Source organism: Pseudorhodobacter sp. (assembly GCF_034675685.1).
In the GTDB taxonomy this organism is placed as follows: domain Bacteria; phylum Pseudomonadota; class Alphaproteobacteria; order Rhodobacterales; family Rhodobacteraceae; genus Pseudorhodobacter.
In genome coordinates, this window is sequence record NZ_JAUCDA010000016.1 from 237,656 (window position 1) to 255,325 (window position 17,670).

Here is a 17,670-nt window from a genome sequence, read left to right on the forward strand (position 1 = left end):
AAGCCGCCCCGGTCAGTTCTGTTTCAGATCAATCGTAAAGAACCGCCGCAATTTCCGGCGAGTCCATGTTGGTTTTGTCATACCAGAAAAAGCCGGTGTCGATCAGCGCGGGCACCGCTTCGCCTTTGGAGGCCATCAGCGCTGCTTTCACGGTTTCATAGCCAATGCCCACCGGATTTTGGGTGATCGCGCCCGCCATGGTCCCATCCATGATCGCCGCTTTTTGCGCAGCGCCGGAATCGTAGCCGATCACGATAACACCTTCCCGGCCGGTTTCCTTGACCGCGTTCAGCACACCGATGGCCGAACCTTCATTCGCGCCAAAGATGCCTTTAAGGTCTGGATGCGCGGTCAGAATGGCCTTGGTGATCTCGGTCGATTGCAATTGATCGCCGGCCCCGTATTGGATATCGACGATCTCGATATTGGGGTGGCTTTCTTTGATGCGGTTCACGAAACCATCGCGGCGGTCAATGCCGGTGCGCGAGGTTTGGTCATGGACCACAAGCGCCACTTTGCCTGCATCGCCAATCAGTTCGGCCATCTTGTCAGCCGCAAGGCCCGCAGCGGCGGCGTTATCGGTGGTGGCGGTGGCTACCGGAATATCGCTGTCTACGCCCGAGTCAAAGGCGACCACGGGAATGCCCGCCTCTTGCGCCTGACGCAGCATTGGAATGGCGGCCTGGCTGTCCAGGGCTGCAAAGCCGATCGCGGCGGGTTTCTTGGCCAAGGCAGCGGCCAGCATATCCATCTGCTTGTCGACCTGCGCTTCGGTATCGGGGCCCTCAAATGTGACATCGACGTTGAATTCGGCAGCGGCCTTATCGGCACCGGCCTTTACAGCCTGCCAGAACTGGTGCTGAAAGCCTTTGGAAACCAGTGGGATATACGGCTTGTCTTGCGCAATGCCAAAGCTGGTGGTGGCCAGCAATGCCGTGGCGCTGACGGCGGCGAAAAGGGTTCTTCTGTTGATCATGGTTCTCTCCCATTCAGGTTGGTTTGTTGTGATCGGTTCGGATAGGTAGGCCCTACCTCTCTGAATTGATTATCCCATTTTGCGGCGGCGCATCATATCGGCATAGACCGCAAGGATGATGATAGAGCCGGTAACAACGGTTTGCCATTCCTGCGCGACCGACATGATGCGCAAGCCGTTCAGCAATACCGACATGATCAGCGCGCCGATGATGGTACCCAGCACCGAGCCGCGGCCACCTGCAAGCGAGGTGCCGCCAATCACCACGGCGGCAATCGCGTCCAGCTCATAGCCAAGGCCAAGGGCGGGTTGCGCCGAGTTCAGGCGTGACGCGATGATCAGCCCTGCGATGCCACAAATACCGCCTGCAAGCGCATAAATCGCCATTTTCCAGCCATCGGCATTGACCCCCGACAGGCGCACTGCTTCCTCATTCGATCCCAGCGCAAAGCAATAGCGGCCCAGCACCGTGCGGTTCAGCACATAGCCAATCGCCAGCGCCACCAGAAACAAGATCAGCACCCCATTGGGCAACGGCACAGCGGGGATGATCTTGCCCACCAGCGAGCCGGTTGAAATCTGGTCAAAGCCCGGCGTGTCGTTAAAGTAAATCGGCTTGGTGCCCGAAATCACCAGCGACAGACCTTTCAGGATCAGCATCATTCCCAAAGTGGCAATGAAGGGCGGCACTTTCATCTTGGCGACCAAGGTGCCAGAAATCAATCCGCAGCCAGCACCCGCCGCAATCGCTGCGATGATGCCAATGGGCAGCGGCATGCCGGCATAGGTTAAAACCACGCCCGCGATCACGGCGGTAAAGGTCATCAGCGTGCCGACTGACAGGTCAATCCCGCCGGTGATGATGACCAGTGTGGCCGCGATGGCAAGCACGCCGTTAACAGAGGTTGCCTGCAAAATAGCAATGATATTAGAGGTTTGCATGAAGTTTGGCGAGGCTGCCGAAAAAAAAGATCAGCAGCACGATCAGGCTGGCAAAGGCCCAGAGCTTTTGCTGTGCGCCGCCGCGTTTGCGGGTCTTGGTGGCTGTGGCTGTGGGGGCAGTTGTCATGCCATGGCTCCTTCGGGTTCATCGGCGCGCAGGGTTGCAAGATGCATGATATCTTCTTGGCTGGTATCTGGCCCACCGGGCAAAATACCTGTCAGCCGCCCTTCGCACATCACGGCAATGCGGTGCGACAGGCGCAATACCTCGGGCAGTTCGGCGCTGATCACGATTACCGCTTTTCCTTCAGCAGCCAGTGATTGCAGCAGACGGTAAATCTCGGCTTTGGCGCCAACGTCGATGCCGCGCGTGGGTTCATCAAAGATCAGAATGTCGCAATTGCGCAGCAGCCATTTCGCGATGACCACCTTTTGTTGATTGCCCCCCGACAGCAGCCGCACCTCTTGCCGTGCTGATGGGGTGCGGATGGCAAGGGCCTTGATATAATCATCCGCAACCGCGCCCAAAGCGGCATCATCTATCACGCCCAGTCGGTTGCCAAAGCGCGGCAGGCTGGCCATCGCGATATTGTCGCGCAGGTCAAGGCCAAGGGCCAGGCCGAAATGCTTGCGATCCTCGGATAAATAGCCGATGCCCGCCTCAACCGCGTCTTTTGGGGTGGCGATCTGTACGGGCTTGCCATGCACAATAATCTCGCCGCTATCGCGTTTATCGGCGCCAAAGATCACGCGGGCCACCTCGGTTCGGCCTGCGCCCATCAACCCGGCAAAGCCCAGAATTTCGCCCTGTTTCAGGGTAAAGCTGACATCGCGCACCAAGCGGCCACGGTTCAGGTGTTTGACTTCCAACGCCATTGGCGCGGCGGCAAGATCAGGGATATCGACAGGCACCTGCTCCAATTCGCGCCCGACCATCATGGAAATAATAGTGGAAATCGGGGTGTCCTTGGCCAGAACCGTGCCGACATAGGCCCCGTCGCGCATCACCGTCACACGGTCCGATATGCGTTTGATCTCATCCATCTTATGGCTGATATAGACCACGCCCACACCTTCACCGCGCAATTGCCGGATGATGGTGAACAGCTCATTGGTTTCCACGTCATTCAGCGCGGCTGTGGGCTCGTCCATGATCAGCACGCTGGATTTGAACGACAGCGCCTTGGCAATTTCAACCATTTGCTGCTTGGCAACCGACAGGCTGCGCACCTCGGCGCGCGGGTCTATGCGCACGTTCATCGTGGCGAAAATAGCCTCGGCTGCCGCGTTCAAGGCAGCCTCATCCAGACGGCCAAAGCGCAGGCGCGGTTCGCGACCGATAAAGATGTTTTGCGCGACCGTCAGGTCATTCATCAAAGCAAGTTCCTGATGAATAATCCCAATCCCAAGGTCCTGGGCCGCGCGGGGGCCGTTGATGGTGACGGTTTTGCCGCCCACCGCAATCGTGCCGCCATCGGGTTGGTAGATGCCCGACATCACCTTCATCAAGGTTGATTTGCCCGCGCCATTCTCGCCCATGAGGGCGTGAACCTCGCCGCTGATCAGATCAAACTGCACCGATTTCAGCGCGTGAACGCCGGGGAAATGCTTGTCGATGCCTGTCATGCGGACAAGGCCGGTCATGGTGCCGCCTCGGCTGAAAAATCAACGATGACCTTGATGATCGTATCACGGTTGACGACCAGTTCAGGAAAGCGTGCGGGAAGGGCGTCAAGCCGCAGCACCTCGGATTCCAGCGCGGTCGTATCAATGGTGCCAGCGCGCAGGGCGGCTATTACCGTCTCAAAATCGGCCTTGAGCGCGTTGCGACTGCCGATCAGGCGCATCTCTCGCTTGTGAAACTCGGGGTCAGAGAAGGCGATGTCATCGCGCACCACGCTGACCAGAACGTAAGTGCCGCCATGCGCCACATTGGCAAAACCGGCCTCTATCGCCTTGGCATTGCCGGTCGCATCGAACACCACATCATAGCCGTCGGGCGCGGGAAGGGGGCGGCCCGGTTGAAAAATATCATCGAAACCAAAGCCGGTCTGTGCTGCCGCCAAGCGTTGGGCGCTGGCATCCAGCAGATGCACTGTGGCCCCTGCAAGCCGCGCGAATATCGCTGTGCCAAGCCCGATTGGCCCTGCACCCGTCACCAACACCACATCGTTTTTACCAAGCTCGGATCGCGCAACAGCATGCGCCCCGATTGCCAGAAATTCAACCATCGCGGCCTGTCGCGGGCTAAGCCCATCGGCGGGGTAAAGATTGGCAGCAGGCACGGCAAAGCGGGCGCACATGCCGCCATCACGATGCACGCCAAGCACAGCGATCGACAAGCAGCAATTCGGCTTGCCGCGCTTGCAGGCGTGGCAGGTGCCGCAGGAGACATAGGGGTTCACAACGGCCAACTGCCCCTTGGTCCAGCCCGGCGCGTCACGGGCAACATGGCCTGACAGCTCATGCCCGATGACGCGCGGGTAATTCAGAAACGGGTGTTTGCCTTCATAAATATGATAATCGGTTCCGCAGATGCCGACGGCGGCCGTATCGACCAGCACCCAGCCTTCCGGGGCCTCTTGCGGCATTGGCCGGGTGACCAGTTCAAACTGGCCGGGGGCAACGCAAGTGCCGCTTTGCATCCATGCTTCTTGCCGCATCCTTGGTCCTCCCGCACCGCAGAATCGGAATTTTATCGTATGATCATGTAAGCAGGGCTCCGCAGGCTTGCCTAATGTTTTTATTGTTTTTATACAAAAAACAATAGGGCGGGGCCAGTTGCCGCCCGTCAGGGGGGGGGTAAGATGGCGCGCACGGATGATCGGTTCAGATCGGCCTTCAATGAGGCGCTTTCCATGGTGGCGGCGCAAAAGGTTGGTGACAGCCTGCCGTCCGAAACGATGCTTGCCGAAGCGTTGGGCGTAAGCCGCACGATTGTCCGTACCATTTTGGCGGCCCTGCTGGAGGCGGGCTTGCTGCATTGGCGAGGCCGCGAAAAGACCATTCTGCGACTGCCCAACAAAGCTGACAGGCTGCCGCTGCGCGATGAACATGTCCCGCGTGAGGTGTTGGAACGCCGCTTTCTGGAATGGGTCTTGCGGTTTGATGTGCCTGCCGGAACACCGTTGAATGTGGCGAAACTGGCCAAGGAGTTTTCGGTTCCACCGCATGCGCTGCAAGAGTTTCTGTCGGGCCTTGGCCAATCGGGGCTGGTTGCGCGGCGCCCACGCGGTGGCTGGCTTTTGCTGGGCTTTACCGCTGACTATGCGATTGAATTGTCCGAGTTTCGGTCTGTGCTGGAACTGCATGCGGTGCGCACATTGGTCCATCTGCCCAAGATCCATGCGGTTTGGCGAAAACTGGATGGGCTGGAACGCCAGCATCATGACCTTGCCGCGCGGATTGATACCGATTTTCACGACTTTTCACGGCTTGATGGGGCGTTTCACGTTGCGTTGAATTCCGTTGTCGAAAACCGGTTTGTGACCCAGTTTCAAAAGGTCATCGCGCTGATTTTTCATTATCACTATCAATGGGACAAACGGATGGAGCGTGACCGCAATGCGGCAGCCATCGCGGAGCATCTTGCGATCATTGCCGCCCTTCGCAGCGGCAATGAGGCCGCCGCAATTGCGGCAGCAACGACGCATCTGCTGACATCGAAAGCCACGCTTTTGGGGTCTTTGCGGGTGAATGCGCTTATCCCCGATGAAGACATCAACCCGGTGGAATGACGCCTTTGGTCAGGATGATATTGCCATAAAGACGCCCCTCACCGGTTTGTACAATCGCGAAGCATTGGCGGGCGCGTTCGTAAAAGGCAAAGCGTTCAACCGACCCCACGTTACCACGCGCGCCGATCAGGGCCGTGAATTCGGCAACGGCTTGGGGCACTGCCGCTGCGTCGCCCACGACCTGCATGACGTTTGCAGGGTGCTCGACATAGCTATCCAGCGGCAGCAGCGACAGTACCGCGGCCAGCGTCTCCGTGGCCGATATGCCATCCAGCCGGATCAGCCGCCTTGCGCAGGCGGTGCCGGGGAAATTGCTGTCTACGATTGCAATCTCATCCCCATGCCCCATTGCCGCCAGGGCGTGCAGCAGGTCGGGCGACAGCAACGGGTTCAGGCCAATCAGCATCGGCATCTCCTATAGGGTTCGGCTTATCCCTTTTGGCAGCATTGAACTGCGTTTTCAGGGTGCCGTCAAACGGGTAGCGCGGCTCAGGTTTTGAACACCCGGTATACAGCCGGAATGACCAGTACCGTCAACAGGGTAGAGGTGAGCAAACCGAACAAAAGCGAGATTGCAAGGCCCTGAAAGATCGGGTCTGCCAAAATCACCGCTGCGCCGATCATCGCCGCAAGGGCTGTCAGCAAGATCGGCTTGAACCGGATCGCGCCTGCATCCAGCAACACTTGCACCTTGCCCCGGCTTTCATCGGCATGCCGAATGAAATCGACCAGCAGGATAGAGTTGCGCACGATGATGCCTGCAAGCGCGATAAACCCGATCATCGAGGTGGCCGAGAAGGGCGCACCCAGCAGCCAATGGCCAAAGATGATGCCCAGAAAGGTCAGCGGAATTGGGGTCAGGACAACCAAGGGCAAGCGGAAACTGCCGAATTGCGCAACGACAAGAATATAAATTCCCAGCAGCGCCACAGCAAAGGCCGCCCCCATATCGCGGAAGGTGACATAGGTCACTTCCCATTCGCCATCCCACAGCAGCGTGGTTTCGGATTCGTCCGTCGGTTGGCCGTAGAAGGAAATCACCGGCTTTGTGCCCTCCTCCCAGTCCATTGCGTCCAGCGCCTCGCCGACGGCAAGCATGCCATACAGAGGCGCCTCATAGGCGCCCGCCAGTTCAGCCGTAACCATTTCGGCAAAGCGGCTGTTGCGGCGGAAAATCGGGAAGGATGCCTGTTCGTCTTGCACATGGATCACATCGCCAAGTTCAACCACACCGCGCGCGCCGGGCAGCACATTGGCCGGAATCGGGGTGGACAGGAACGTTTCATCCATCACCCCGTCGCCCCTGGGCCGCTTCACGATGATCGGAATCGGTTGCCGCCCTTCGCCGCGATGCGAATAGCCGACGGTGCTGCCGCCGTTCAAAATGGCGATCGTGTCGAAAACATCCTGCTCTTGCACCTGGAAAAAGTCGAGATCATCGGTCGAAATGACGGCACGCATGCGGCGGGCCTGACTGCCAAAGCTGTCATCAACATCAACGACGAAAGGGATGGATTCAAACGCCTCGCGGATTTTGCGCGCCGCCTCACGCCGTGCGGTATCCGTGGGGCCGTAGACCTCGGCCAAAAGCGTGGCGAGGACGGGGGGGCCGGGGGGCGGCTCTACCGTTTTCAGGCTTGCGCCGTCGGGCAGGGGCAGGGTGCTGACCAGATCGCGGATCAGCAGCGCCAGTTCATGGCTGCTGCGTGTGCGGGCATCCTTATGCGCAAGGTTGATCTGAACATCGCCCATATTGGCGCGGTCGCGCATGTAATAGTGGCGCACCAAACCGTTGAAGTTGAAGGGAGAGGCACTGCCGGCATGGGTCTGGGCCGAGATAACTTCGGGCAAGTCAATGACTTTGCGTGCAATGGCCTGCGCCACGGCGTCGGTTTGCTCAACCGAGGTGCCTTCAGGCATGTCGATCACCACCGACAGCTCGGATTTATTGTCAAACGGCAACAGCTTTACCGTGACATCCTTGGTATAAAGCGCGCCGAGTGAGCCAAAGGACAAAACCGCCGTAATCAGCAAAAACGCGCCGCTTGCGGTTTTGGATGACAGGACAGGGGCCGCAATGGCCTTGTAAATCTTGCCCAGACGCCCGCCGCTTTCATGGTCGCCGCTGTGAACCGGCGCGCCGCTGGCGATCTTCAACATCAGCCAGGGGGTGATGATCACAGCCACAAAGAAGGAAAAGATCATCGCGGCCGAGGCGTTTGACGGAATCGGTGACATATAGGGGCCCATCAGCCCCGATACGAACAGCATCGGCAACAGTGCTGCGACAACGGTAAGGGTTGCGACAATGGTCGGGTTGCCAACCTCGGCCACCGCATCAATCGCGGCTTGTTTGCGGGGGCGGGCATCGCCCATGCCCCAATGCCGCGCGATGTTTTCGATCACGACAATGGCGTCATCGACCAGAATCCCGATGGAGAAAATCAGCGCGAACAACGATACGCGGTTCAGCGTGTAGCCCATAAGCCAAGCCGAAAACAGCGTCAGCAAAATTGTTACCGGAATCACAATCGCGACGACGATGGATTCGCGCCAACCAAGGGCCAAAAACACCAGCCCGACGATCGAAACCGTGGCAAGGCCAAGGTGGTACAGCAGCTCATTCGCCTTTTCATTGGCGGTTTCGCCGTAATCTCGGGTCACTTCGACGCCGATTGTATTGGGGATAATCCGGCCTTGTGCCTGCTCAACCGCATGCAAAACCGCTTCACCAACCACCACCGCATTGGCACCGGCACGTTTGGCCACGGCCAGCGTTACGGCAGGCGTGCGGGTTATCACGTCACCCTGTTTGGCGATATTCGAGACGATCTGACCATCCGCCTCGGCCACAAATTCCACATTGGCCACATCGCTGACATAGACCGGGCGGCCATCGCGCGTCGTTACCAAAAGCGACGCAATCTGATCGGGAGAGGTAAGGGTTTCGCCCACCACCAGATCCACCATCTGCCCGTCGCTGCGCAGGCTGCCGGTGTTGTAGGATTTGTTGGCGCTTTGCACCTTGCCCGCCAATTGCTGCAAGGTCACGCCATACAGCGCAAGGCGGTCCGGGTCGGGGTTCACACGAATGGCCTCGGGCACCTCACCGACCAGATACGACAGGCCGACATCCTCGATCTTGGCGACCTCGGTGCGCAATTCGCGGGCGATGCGGGTCAGGTCATTGGCCGAAATTTCGGGGTGGCCCGGTTTTGGCGTCAGCGTCATAGAGACAATGGCCACATCATCAATCCCGCGCCCAACGATCAGGGGTTCGGGAATGCCCAGCGGAATGCGGTCCATATTGGCGCGCACCTTGTCATGCACCCGCAAAATCGCCGCATCGGCGGGGGTGCCAACCTTGAAACGCACGGTAACCATCGCGCCGTCATCTTCGGTCTGGGAATAGACATGTTCGACCCCGTTGATGCCTTTGACGATGGTTTCCATCGGCTCGGTCACCAGTTTCACCGCATCGGGGGCCTTCAAGCCCGGTGCGGCGATGTGAACATCAACCAGCGGCACCGAGATTTGCGGCTCTTCCTCGCGCGGTAGAACGACAAGGGCCAGAAGGCCAACGGCAAGAGCCGCAATGATAAACAGCGGCGTCATCGGCGAAACGATAAACGCCCGCGTCAGCGCCCCGGCAAGGCCGAGCTTGGCGGGTTTCACGTTACTCATGGCCAACCTCGACATAATCGGAAATCACGACATCGCCAGCTTGCAAACCGGTCAGAATCTCTATGCTGTCACCGTGGCGTTCGCCGGGAACCACCGTGCGCAATATGGTTTGTTCGCCTTGTCTTATGGCGATGAAATCCAGCCCTGACCGCGTGATCAGCGCGGCGACCGGCACGGAAAGGGCGATGCGTTTGCCGACAGGAATACGCACCATCACGCGCGCATCGACAAAGGCATTTGACAGGCCCGGTACATCGACATCGGCAATCACCCGGCCATTTTCAATCTGCGGGTAAATGCGGGCCAGTGTTCCGGCCTCCTCCATGCCATCTATGGAAATTTCGGCACCTTGCACCAGCGCCGTCGCGTGGCGTTCCGGTATGGCAAGGCGCAAAAAGAAGCCGCCGCCGCCGACAACGGCAACCGCCTCACCCGGCATCAGGACAGCACCTTGGGTAACCGGCACATCCAGCACCCGGCCCGAGGTTGGCGCAAGCACAACGCCATCGGCTGCCTGCTGCTCAATTACCCGCTTGTTGGCCTCGGTCGCCGCGATCTGGCCGGACAGCACCTCGACTTGTGTGCGCAGCGCATCCAGACGCTGCACCGTGGTCACGCCACGGCTAAGCAAATCCTCGCCCCGTTTCAATTCTATTTTCGCATTGTCTATCTGTGAGACCAACGCCGAAATCTGCGCGTCAATCGCCTTGAGTTGGAACGAAATCTTTTCATCGACGATCGTGGCAAGCGGCTGCCCCGCCTGTACCAGATCGCCTTCAGACACCGAAAGCGTCACCAGAACGCCCCCGATCCGTGCCCGCGCAGGTGCCCGGACGCGCGCCTCAATCCGGCCATAGACGGCCTTCCAATCTGTCACCTCCAAGGGCTGCAAAACAGTTTGGCTTTCGGCAGCGGCGGCAATGGGTAAAAGCCCAAGAGCGAGTGCAAGGATAAGATGTTTCATAAGGGCTTCCTTTAGACTCATGCGGAGCGGCAAGACATATGCAGAATTTCGCATATCATTTGATATGCCATGGGACAAGGTGATAAAGCCATGCAAGACCAATCAGTCGCAGTTTAACAGCCCAAAACGCAATGATATTTTGATCTGCCTCAAATATGCACAGAGAGTATTGGATTTTGGCAAAAACAGGATGCGCAGCAGGGGCATCAGGACAGGCAGCGCCGTTGCAAGCAGCACACGCCAGGCACGGCGCTGCTTTCTGACCACAGCCGACAGGATTGACCCTGGGTCAGGCCAGAAAGTCGAGCCGAAGATCGCCGATATTTCTGGTGATTCTGGCAACCATGAAGTCAATGAACAACCGCGCCTTCGGGTCTTGTTTGCGCCGATGCGAGTAAAGGCATGCCATCTGAATCGGAATCGGGGGGTGCTGGCGCAGAACCGGCACCAAACGCCCGTCTTTGATATGGTCTGACACCTCGAACAGCGGCTTCATGATGATACCAAGCCCCTGCAAGGCCCAGTTGGTCAGAATATCGCCATCATCACATTCAAACGGCCCGGACACTTCTATCCGCTTTACGCCGTCCTTGGTTTGCAGCGGCCATTGAAATTCGGGCGCGCCGGGGTAGCGTAAATTCAGGCAGTCATGGCCCGTGCGCAACGCGTCAATGGTATTGGGTTCCCCACGGCTGGCAAGATAGGCCGGGGCGGCGCAAAGCACCCGTTCACAATCGGCAATCTTGCGGATGCGCAGGCTGGAATCTTCGGGCACACCCAGAAAGAACGCGACATCAACCCCCTCGGTTGGCAGATCAACCTTGCGATCCGACAGGCGCAGGCGGATGTTTATCAGCGGATAGTCAGCGTGAAAGCTGGCCACCTCTGGCGCGATCAGCCGCCGACCAACCCCTAAAGGTGCCGATACATGCAAAATGCCGCGCGGTACCAGCGTTACCTCATTCACCTCGGCCTCGGCCTCATCGACCGCATCCAGAAATTTTGCGGGCACCGGGGTAAAAGATATTGCCCTGCTCGGTCGGGCTTAGCATCCGCGTGGTGCGCTGAAACAGCCGCACGCCCAAATGCTCTTCCAACTGCGACATCCGCGCCGAGGCGACCGCCGCAGAAATGCGCATATCGCGGGCTGCCGAAGACATGCTGCCCAATTCATAGACGCGGATAAAGGTTCGGATGTTGTCGAGATATGCCATGATTTATTGATAGTACAATTTTGAAACAGCTAGAAGTCTTTTCGTAATACAATAAAATCCGGGAAAGGCCTAAGATTTGTTGATCGAGGAGGAGAAAAATATGTACGAAATGGCGATTATCTGGGATTGGCTGGGCTTTGCCGTGCGCTGGGTGCATGTCATTACCGCAATGGCGTGGATTGGGGCGTCATTCTACTTTATCGCGCTGGACTTGGGGCTGCGCAAAGTGCCGAATATGCCGGTGGGGGCGTATGGCGAAGAATGGCAGGTGCATGGTGGCGGATTTTACCATATCCAGAAATACCTGGTTGCGCCGTCAAACATGCCCGACCATCTGATCTGGCACAAATGGCAAAGCTATTCGACCTGGCTTTCGGGGGCCGCCTTGTTGATGATCGTCTATTGGGCCGGCGCAGAGCTTTACCTGATTGATGCGCAAAAAGCCGATCTTTCGGTGTTGCAGGGCATTGTGATTTCGGCGGCATCGCTGACCTTGGGCTGGATGATCTATGATTTCCTGTGCAAATCCAGCCTTGGCAAACAGCCAACCTTGCTGATGGTCTTGTTGTTCGTGCTGCTGGTGGTGATGGCCTGGGGCTATAACCAGATTTTCACCGGCCGCGCCGCCTTGCTGCATCTGGGGGCGTTTACGGCGACGATCATGACGGCGAATGTGTTTTTCATCATCATGCCGAACCAGCGCATCGTTGTGAAAGACCTGCAAGAGGGCCGCATACCCGACGCAAAATATGGCGCGATTGCCAAGCTGCGCTCTACCCATAACAACTACCTGACCTTGCCGGTGATCTTCTTGATGCTGTCAAACCACTACCCGCTTGCATTTGCCTCGGAGTATAATTGGCTGATCGCGGCATTGGTGTTCTTGATGGGCGTCACGATCCGGCATTATTTCAACACCATGCATGCCACCGGCAAAGGCCCGCATTGGACCTGGCTGGCGACTACGGTGCTGTTTATTCTGGTCATGGCCCTGTCAACGGCGCCCCTGATGCAAGAAAGCTATGAGACATCTGAAGCGCGGGAATTGACCCCGCGCGAACAGATCTTTGCCAACGCCGAAGGGTTTGACGAGGCAAGCTTGATCATTCCGGGGCGCTGCGCGATGTGCCACGCCCGCGAACCGGGGTATGATGGGATTCACCACGCACCCAAGAATATCTTGCTGGAAACGCCTGCCGATATCGCCAAAAACGCCAAGCTGATTTATCTTCAGGCGGGCGTTACCGTTGCGATGCCCCCGGCGAATGTATCTTATATGGAAGAGTCCGAGCGGGTGACGATTCGCAAATGGTATCGGGCGGCAGCAAAGGCGTTGCCGTTTACCATGGCTGCGGATTAAGCCGACGGGCCGGGGCGCAAAAGGCGGCCTTGCAACCAAGGGGGCCTTGATATGATCGTGCATCTGGCAACGCTTTTGGCGTTTCAATTGCTGGGAGAAACCATTTCGCGCGGGCTGGGGCTGATCGTGCCCGGCCCGGTGATCGGTATGGTTTTACTTCTGGGGTTTTTCATTGCCAGCCCGCGCGCTGCGGCGGCAATTCAGCCAACTGCATTGGGGTTGCTGTCGCATTTGTCCTTGCTGTTCGTTCCGGCAGGGGTTGGCATTGTCGGGCATCTGGACCAGCTTGGGGCGGATGGGGTGCCGATACTGTTGGCGCTGCTGGGAAGCACGGCGCTGGCGATTGCCGTGGGGGCGTTGGTATTTGTGGGCCTGTCGCGCCTGACCGGGGGCGCAACATGACCAGCTTGCCCGATATCTGGACATTTCTTGCGCAAGAGCCGCTGCTTTGGCTGACGGCGACACTGGTTGCCTATGCGCTTGGGGATGCGTTGTTCCAGTGGTCAGCGAAAAAACCCTATGTGAACCCGGTGCTGATTGCCGTAGTTTTGCTGGCCTCGTTGCTGTGGGTTTCAGACGTGGCCTATGCCACCTATTTTGAGGGCGCGCAGTTCGTTCACTTCATGCTTGGCCCGGCCACGGTCGCGCTGGCGGCCCCCCTTTATGCGAATTTGGGCAAGATCAGAACATCGGCAATTCCGATGATCGGGGCGCTGGTGGCAGGCTCGGTCACCGCGATGCTTTCGGCGCTGGGCATTGCCTATGCGCTGGGGGTGCGGGGCGAGGTCTTGTTGTCACTGGCCCCGAAATCGGTGACGGCCCCGGTGGCTTTGGGGGTGTCAGAGGCGATCGGCGGCAGCCCGACCTTGACCGCTGTACTGGTCATTTTGACCGGGATCATGGGGGCAGTGATGGCGACGCCATTGCTGAATCTGTTACGGATCAAGAATTGGCAGGCACGGGGGTTCGCGGTGGGCGTCGCCTCGCATGGAATTGGCACGGCGCGGGCGTTTCAGGTGAATGAGACGGCGGGGGCGTTTGCAGGCATCGGAATGGGGCTGAACGCAGTTCTGACGGCGATTATTGCGCCGATCATTGTCCGGTTTTTCTTGTAAGACGTGGCAAGTTTTTTCAAATCGGAGTGCTGATTTGCAACACGCCGCAGGCGTGCATGGCCATGCCGCCCGTGCTGCGAGGTCGGGGTAATCGTTAAGCGGCGCGCGGTTTTCAGCGCGCCGCCTTGTCTTTCAGACGGGGCTTGCGCTGCCTCAGTTCAGTTCGCGCGCCCGCTCGGCATCGACCACGGTTTGCGCTTGTGCAACCGCGGCGGTAAAGGCGTCAAGCACGTCCGGGCCGCCTTTGACGCTGGCTTTGAACCATTCAAACACGGGGGCCGCGGCAGCCTTGAAGGCGGCTTTTTCATCTGTGGTCGGGACGTAGATATCACCCCCGGCAGCCTTGAAATCGGCATAGGCCTGAATTTCCTTACGCTTGGGGCTGGCGAAGGTGGCCTGTTGCAAGGCGGCGAAACCATCGACAACCACCTGCTTTTGCGCATCGGTCAGGCTGGCGAAACGGTTCTGGCCCATCCACCAGAACGCACCCATATAAGAGTGGCCGTCGAGTGTGAGGTATTTCAGGCCGGCATCGGGGAACTTCATGTTCATGATGTCGGTGATCCCGTTTGCGGTGCCTTCAACCACGCCGGTTTGCAGCGAGGTGAACAGTTCGGGCCATGCAATCGGCGTGGGGGCTGCGCCAACCGCACGGGCCGCTTCCTGCGGCAAATCGGCGGGCACGGTGCGCATTTTCAGGCCCGCAAGATCTGCAGGGCCCTGAACGCGCTTTTTGGTGTTGGCATAGTTGCGCCAGCCGCCAGTGTTGCCGATGGTCATCAGGCGGATCATGTTATCGCTGTCAGCCATGGCCATGGCGCGCAGTTTGGCGGTGAAATCAGTGCTGGTCAGCACGGTTTCGGCCACGCGGTCATCCGACATCAGATACGGCAGGTCGAGAACCTGGATATACGGAAACAGGCCCGCCGCACCGCCCGAGGTCGAAATGTAAATGTCGATAGAGCCATCGGCAACACCTGCAAGGCATTCATCACCCTTGGCGCAAAGCTGGGTGCCGATGAACAGCTCTACAGCGATTTCGCCGTTCGAGGCATTTTCGACATAGTTTTTGAACACGACGAGGCCGTCATAATCCTCGTCGTTTTCATTCGAGTTTGCGGTGGCGCGCAGGGTTACGGCCTGGGCCATGGCCATGCTGCTGGTGCCCGCCAAAAGCGTGGCGAGCATGAGGGTTTTGAGGGTGGTTTTCATGTGGTGGACTCTCCCTTGGTTGGTTTTGGTTATTGAACGAAGCCGAACAGGCGCGGGACTGTCAGGCTGATGGCCGGGATGAAGGTGATCAGAAAGATCACCAGCACCTCAACCGCGAGGAATGGCAGGGTGGCGCGGGCGATGGTTTCCACCCGCAGGCCCGACACCGAGGAGGTGACAAACAGCACAAGGCCCATGGGCGGCGTAAGCAGGCCGACCGTCAGATTGACCGCCATGATGATGGCGAAATGCACAGAGTCGACGCCAAGTGAGGTGAAGATAGGGCCAAGAATGGGGCCAAGGATGATAATCGCAGGCCCGGCATCCAGGAACATGCCGACGACAAAAAGCAAAAGGTTGATCAGGAACAGCAGGATCAAAGGGTTGTCGGACAGGCCGAGGATAATCTCGGCCAGTAGTTCGGGTGTGTGGCTAAGGCTGGCAACGGTTTTGAAGGCCATTGCGGCCCCGACCAGCAGCAAGACGACCGCCGAGGTCATGCCGGCGTTGGTCAACACGTCCGGGATGTCGCGCAGCTTCAGCGTGCGCATGACGAAAAACCCGATAAAGGCCGAGTAGCCGACAGCGACGGCTGCGGCCTCGGTCGGGGTAAAGATACCGCCGAGAATGCCGCCAAGGATGATGATTGGGGTCAGCAGCGGCCAGATCGCCTTGACGCTGGCTGTGCCGCGCTGCCCCCATGTGGCGCGGGTGGTGCGGGCGGGCAGGTTGTACCGGTCAGCGAGGACATGAATGGTTAACATCAGGCCCACGCCGATCAGGATGCCCGGCACGATGCCCGCAAGGAACAACGCCGCCACGCTTTCGCCCATGACATAGGCATAAATAATCATGATGCCGCTTGGCGGGATAATGGGGCCAATGATGGACGATGAGGCGGTAATGGCCGCGGCAAAGCTGCGGGTATAGCCCTGTTTTTCCATTGCGGGGATCAGCATGGACCCCAAAGCCGAAACATCGGCCACCGCCGAGCCAGAGAGGCCCGCGAACAACATCGAGGACAGGACGTTCACATGCGCCAAGCCGCCGCGCAGGTGGCCCATCATCGCCTGGGAAAACTCGACAAGACGCAGCGTGATGTCAGAGCGGTTCATCACCTCACCCGCCAGCATGAAAAACGGGATCGCCATAAGGGGAAAGCTGTCCATACCGTTGTAGACGTTGCGGTACAGCAGCACGATGTCGCGCTCTTGGCCGTTCAGCCACAAAAGAATGGCCGGGGCGGCGATAAGGCCAAAGAACACCGGCAGGCCAAGCAGCAGCAGCAGAAGGAACAGGGGCAGGAAAAGCGACAGCATTATTCTGCGCCCCCCATGACAGTGTGAGGAATTTCGATCAGGTTGGCGGCGCGGCCGACCAAGGTAAGAAGGCTGCGCAAGATCAGTTCGACGCAGACAGAGATCAGCAGCCCAAGACCGACAATCAAAGACAGCATCATCCAGCGTTTTGGCACCTTGTCCCATGTGCTGAAATCAAGCGATGTGGGGTAGTGCAGGCTGTCGGTTGCAAAGCGGCCGCCAAGGCCAGTGACCTCGCCCCAGCCGATTTTCACGCCGACAACCATCACTGTCAGCGACAGCCCAAGCAGCAGCAACGCAAGACCGGCAGCGGCGGCAGTGGGTAAAAGCCGGGTGAGCATCTCGATCGACACAAACCCACCGCGACGAAAGGCGGTGGGGGCCATGAGGCCGGTCATCCACAGCATCAGAAAGCGGGCGGCTTCCTCGGGCCAGGCAAGCGCATTGCCCAGCACATAGCGAAAGAAAACCTGCAACAAGATGATGATGACCATAACCGCCACCATGCCCGCGCCAAGGCGGCGGCCAAGTGTAAGCAAGACAGCGTTCATCGCCCCCAGCCCGTTGGTCAGGCCCAGCACTGCGCCCATGGCGCGTTCCTCCCTAAATGTCGCCCCCGGCCTTGGTGGCGGTGCAGCTTGCCTTAGTTGGCGGTGAACCCGCCATACTGGCCCTGTGTAAACACCAATGGCGCGGTTTCGCGCTTGGTGCAGCGCAGGACACGGCCCACAACGATCAGGTGATCGCCCCCGTCATGGGTCGCGTGTTGTTCGCAATCAAACCGTGCCAGCGCACCGGCAAGCAGCGGCACCCCTTCGGCGTTGCGGTGGTAGGACAGACCATCAAAACCGGGGCCGCCCCGGATGAAACGGGCGATCAGCTTGGCTTGATCATGGGCCAGAACATGAATGGTATAATTGCGCGCGCTGGCGAAATGGTCAAAGCGGGATGAGGCCCTGGCGGGCGACCACAGCACCAAAGGCGGGTCCATTGACAGGCTGGCAAAGCTGTTGGCGGTAAAGCCCATCGGGCCATGCCCCGATTGGATGGTGACGATGGTGACGCCGGTTGCAAAACACCCCAGAGCATCGCGAAAAGCGCGATTGTCCATCGCATCCGGGGTGAAGGTCGTGTCAGTCATAAATGC

16 protein-coding genes and 1 pseudogene are annotated in these 17,670 nt (G+C 58.7%); 4 read left to right on the forward strand and 13 right to left on the reverse strand.

Going from position 1 to position 17,670, the window contains the following annotated elements; all coding sequences use genetic code 11:
• Window positions 1-28: 28 nt before the first annotated feature.
• The 5 genes from VDP61_RS12545 to VDP61_RS12565 all read right to left on the reverse strand — a co-directional run bounded on the left by VDP61_RS12545 (window position 29) and on the right by VDP61_RS12565 (window position 4,581).
• Window positions 29-976 (reverse strand): ABC transporter substrate-binding protein, encoded by a 948-nt coding sequence (locus VDP61_RS12545; RefSeq protein ID WP_323007217.1) that lies wholly within the window; start codon window positions 974-976, stop codon window positions 29-31.
• Between the two features lie 69 nt (window positions 977-1,045).
• Window positions 1,046-1,918, reverse strand: coding sequence for an ABC transporter permease (locus tag VDP61_RS12550; RefSeq protein ID WP_323007218.1), 873 nt, complete (start codon window positions 1,916-1,918; stop codon window positions 1,046-1,048).
• On the reverse strand, window positions 1,905-2,045 hold the full coding sequence (locus VDP61_RS12555) for a hypothetical protein (protein ID WP_323007219.1): 141 nt from the start codon (window positions 2,043-2,045) through the stop codon (window positions 1,905-1,907). Before VDP61_RS12555 ends, VDP61_RS12550 begins: the two co-directional genes overlap by 14 nt.
• Entirely contained in the window at window positions 2,042-3,562 is a 1,521-nt protein-coding gene (locus tag VDP61_RS12560) for a sugar ABC transporter ATP-binding protein (RefSeq protein WP_323007220.1), read from the reverse strand. Before VDP61_RS12560 ends, VDP61_RS12555 begins: the two co-directional genes overlap by 4 nt.
• On the reverse strand, window positions 3,559-4,581 hold the full coding sequence (locus VDP61_RS12565; protein ID WP_323007221.1) for a zinc-binding alcohol dehydrogenase family protein: 1,023 nt from the start codon (window positions 4,579-4,581) through the stop codon (window positions 3,559-3,561). Before VDP61_RS12565 ends, VDP61_RS12560 begins: the two co-directional genes overlap by 4 nt.
• 144 nt (window positions 4,582-4,725) lie before the next feature.
• On the opposite strand from VDP61_RS12565, the gene VDP61_RS12570 reads away from it, so the two are divergent.
• Window positions 4,726-5,655 (forward strand): GntR family transcriptional regulator, encoded by a 930-nt coding sequence (locus tag VDP61_RS12570; protein ID WP_323007222.1) that lies wholly within the window; start codon window positions 4,726-4,728, stop codon window positions 5,653-5,655.
• On the opposite strand, the gene VDP61_RS12575 is transcribed toward VDP61_RS12570, so the two are convergent.
• The 4 genes and pseudogenes from VDP61_RS12575 to VDP61_RS12590 all read right to left on the reverse strand — a co-directional run bounded on the left by VDP61_RS12575 (window position 5,639) and on the right by VDP61_RS12590 (window position 11,517).
• Window positions 5,639-6,061, reverse strand: coding sequence for an RbsD/FucU family protein (locus VDP61_RS12575; RefSeq protein ID WP_323007223.1), 423 nt, complete (start codon window positions 6,059-6,061; stop codon window positions 5,639-5,641). The two genes, VDP61_RS12570 and VDP61_RS12575, sit on opposite strands and share 17 nt — an antisense overlap.
• Window positions 6,062-6,144: 83 nt before the next feature.
• The gene (locus VDP61_RS12580; protein WP_323007224.1) at window positions 6,145-9,339 is read right to left on the reverse strand and encodes an efflux RND transporter permease subunit; all 3,195 of its coding nucleotides are present in this window, start codon (window positions 9,337-9,339) and stop codon (window positions 6,145-6,147) included.
• A complete protein-coding gene (locus VDP61_RS12585; RefSeq protein WP_323007225.1) occupies window positions 9,332-10,303 on the reverse strand; it encodes an efflux RND transporter periplasmic adaptor subunit in 972 nt (323 codons plus the stop codon). Before VDP61_RS12585 ends, VDP61_RS12580 begins: the two co-directional genes overlap by 8 nt.
• Before the next feature lie 289 nt (window positions 10,304-10,592).
• Window positions 10,593-11,517 (reverse strand): annotated as a pseudogene (locus VDP61_RS12590) (LysR family transcriptional regulator).
• A gap of 100 nt (window positions 11,518-11,617) precedes the next feature.
• Between VDP61_RS12590 and VDP61_RS12595 the strand changes: the two are divergent.
• Genes VDP61_RS12595 through VDP61_RS12605 form a run of 3 tightly spaced genes read left to right on the forward strand, consistent with a single transcriptional unit; the run spans window position 11,618 to window position 13,992 of the window.
• Entirely contained in the window at window positions 11,618-12,877 is a 1,260-nt protein-coding gene (locus VDP61_RS12595) for a urate hydroxylase PuuD (RefSeq protein ID WP_323007226.1), read from the forward strand.
• Window positions 12,878-12,928: 51 nt separating this feature from the next.
• On the forward strand, window positions 12,929-13,279 hold the full coding sequence (locus tag VDP61_RS12600; RefSeq protein ID WP_323007227.1) for a CidA/LrgA family protein: 351 nt from the start codon (window positions 12,929-12,931) through the stop codon (window positions 13,277-13,279).
• A complete protein-coding gene (locus VDP61_RS12605; protein ID WP_323007228.1) occupies window positions 13,276-13,992 on the forward strand; it encodes an LrgB family protein in 717 nt (238 codons plus the stop codon). The genes VDP61_RS12600 and VDP61_RS12605 overlap by 4 nt, the downstream gene beginning before the upstream one ends.
• A 153-nt stretch (window positions 13,993-14,145) precedes the next feature.
• On the opposite strand, the gene dctP is transcribed toward VDP61_RS12605, so the two are convergent.
• Genes dctP through VDP61_RS12625 form a run of 4 tightly spaced genes read right to left on the reverse strand, consistent with a single transcriptional unit; the run spans window position 14,146 to window position 17,664 of the window.
• A complete protein-coding gene (gene dctP / locus VDP61_RS12610; RefSeq protein ID WP_323007229.1) occupies window positions 14,146-15,204 on the reverse strand; it encodes a TRAP transporter substrate-binding protein DctP in 1,059 nt (352 codons plus the stop codon).
• Window positions 15,205-15,233: 29 nt separating this feature from the next.
• Entirely contained in the window at window positions 15,234-16,523 is a 1,290-nt protein-coding gene (locus VDP61_RS12615; RefSeq protein WP_323007230.1) for a TRAP transporter large permease, read from the reverse strand.
• Window positions 16,523-17,113, reverse strand: coding sequence for a TRAP transporter small permease (locus VDP61_RS12620; protein ID WP_323007231.1), 591 nt, complete (start codon window positions 17,111-17,113; stop codon window positions 16,523-16,525). The genes VDP61_RS12615 and VDP61_RS12620 overlap by 1 nt, the downstream gene beginning before the upstream one ends.
• Before the next feature lie 53 nt (window positions 17,114-17,166).
• Window positions 17,167-17,664: a flavin reductase family protein gene (locus VDP61_RS12625; protein WP_323007232.1), complete on the reverse strand. Its 498-nt coding sequence runs from the start codon at window positions 17,662-17,664 to the stop codon at window positions 17,167-17,169.
• Window positions 17,665-17,670 lie beyond the last annotated feature (6 nt).

What these genes read in the sequence shown, in the direction of transcription:
- VDP61_RS12545 (WP_323007217.1), bottom strand. Translation starts at nt 976, where the DNA reads ATGATCAACAGAAGAACCCTTTTCGCCGCCGTCAGCGCCACGGCATTG.
- VDP61_RS12550 (WP_323007218.1), bottom strand. Translation starts at nt 1,918, where the DNA reads ATGCAAACCTCTAATATCATTGCTATTTTGCAGGCAACCTCTGTTAAC.
- VDP61_RS12555 (WP_323007219.1), bottom strand. Translation starts at nt 2,045, where the DNA reads ATGACAACTGCCCCCACAGCCACAGCCACCAAGACCCGCAAACGCGGC.
- VDP61_RS12560 (WP_323007220.1), bottom strand. Translation starts at nt 3,562, where the DNA reads ATGACCGGCCTTGTCCGCATGACAGGCATCGACAAGCATTTCCCCGGC.
- VDP61_RS12565 (WP_323007221.1), bottom strand. Translation starts at nt 4,581, where the DNA reads ATGCGGCAAGAAGCATGGATGCAAAGCGGCACTTGCGTTGCCCCCGGC.
- VDP61_RS12570 (WP_323007222.1), top strand. Translation starts at nt 4,726, where the DNA reads ATGGCGCGCACGGATGATCGGTTCAGATCGGCCTTCAATGAGGCGCTT.
- VDP61_RS12575 (WP_323007223.1), bottom strand. Translation starts at nt 6,061, where the DNA reads ATGCTGATTGGCCTGAACCCGTTGCTGTCGCCCGACCTGCTGCACGCC.
- VDP61_RS12580 (WP_323007224.1), bottom strand. Translation starts at nt 9,339, where the DNA reads ATGAGTAACGTGAAACCCGCCAAGCTCGGCCTTGCCGGGGCGCTGACG.
- VDP61_RS12585 (WP_323007225.1), bottom strand. Translation starts at nt 10,303, where the DNA reads ATGAAACATCTTATCCTTGCACTCGCTCTTGGGCTTTTACCCATTGCC.
- VDP61_RS12595 (WP_323007226.1), top strand. Translation starts at nt 11,618, where the DNA reads ATGTACGAAATGGCGATTATCTGGGATTGGCTGGGCTTTGCCGTGCGC.
- VDP61_RS12600 (WP_323007227.1), top strand. Translation starts at nt 12,929, where the DNA reads ATGATCGTGCATCTGGCAACGCTTTTGGCGTTTCAATTGCTGGGAGAA.
- VDP61_RS12605 (WP_323007228.1), top strand. Translation starts at nt 13,276, where the DNA reads ATGACCAGCTTGCCCGATATCTGGACATTTCTTGCGCAAGAGCCGCTG.
- dctP (WP_323007229.1), bottom strand. Translation starts at nt 15,204, where the DNA reads ATGAAAACCACCCTCAAAACCCTCATGCTCGCCACGCTTTTGGCGGGC.
- VDP61_RS12615 (WP_323007230.1), bottom strand. Translation starts at nt 16,523, where the DNA reads ATGCTGTCGCTTTTCCTGCCCCTGTTCCTTCTGCTGCTGCTGCTTGGC.
- VDP61_RS12620 (WP_323007231.1), bottom strand. Translation starts at nt 17,113, where the DNA reads ATGGGCGCAGTGCTGGGCCTGACCAACGGGCTGGGGGCGATGAACGCT.
- VDP61_RS12625 (WP_323007232.1), bottom strand. Translation starts at nt 17,664, where the DNA reads ATGACTGACACGACCTTCACCCCGGATGCGATGGACAATCGCGCTTTT.